The sequence below is a fragment of the Streptomyces sp. NRRL WC-3549 genome, assembly GCF_000721935.1.
GTDB lineage: Bacteria > Actinomycetota > Actinomycetes > Streptomycetales > Streptomycetaceae > Streptomyces.
Window position 1 is genome coordinate 957 of sequence record NZ_KL585419.1, and the last position, 612, is coordinate 1,568.

Genomic DNA, 612 nt, shown 5'->3' on the forward strand with positions numbered 1-612 from the left:
AGCAGCAGCCGGTCACGCCCTGGAAGCCCCCCGTCGACGACCCCTTCCAACAGCTCGCCCGCGCCCAGGCGTCGGCCCGGCCGGCCGGGCTCGGCAGACGACTGGTGGCCCGGCTCCTGGACACGGTGGTGCTGGGCGCACTCGCCGGAGCGGCCGGCTTCCCGCTGGCGACCCGTGCGCTGGACCACATCGACCGGAAGATCGAGACGGCCGAGCAGACCGGTGAGACGGTCACCGTGTGGCTGCTGGACTCGACCACGGCCGGGCTGCTCGGCGCGGCGGTCGCCGTCCTCCTGGTACTCGGCCTCCTGCTGGAGGCGCTGCCCACCGCCAAGTGGGGGCGCACCCTGGGCAAGAAGCTCTGTGGTGTCGAGGTCCGCGACATCGAGTCGCACGGCACGCCCACCTTCAGGGCGGCGCTGTACCGCTGGCTGGTGTACGGGGTGCTGGGGCTGCTCGTCGTCGGTGTGGTCAACGTGCTCTGGTGCCTGATCGACCGCCCGTGGCGCCAGTGCTGGCACGACAAGGCGGCCCGTACCTTCGTCGCCGGCTGAGCACGGCTGAGCACGGCTGTGCATGCCTGAGCACGGCTGAGTACCGCCGGCCGGGGTG

General features: G+C 72.5%; 1 protein-coding gene. It reads left to right on the forward strand.

Annotated features, from left to right (window positions below; translation table 11 throughout):
* On the forward strand, positions 1-554 hold a 554-nt coding region (locus IH13_RS0124225), incomplete at its 5' end, for an RDD family protein (RefSeq protein WP_199814819.1).
* Positions 555-612: the final 58 nt, after the last annotated feature.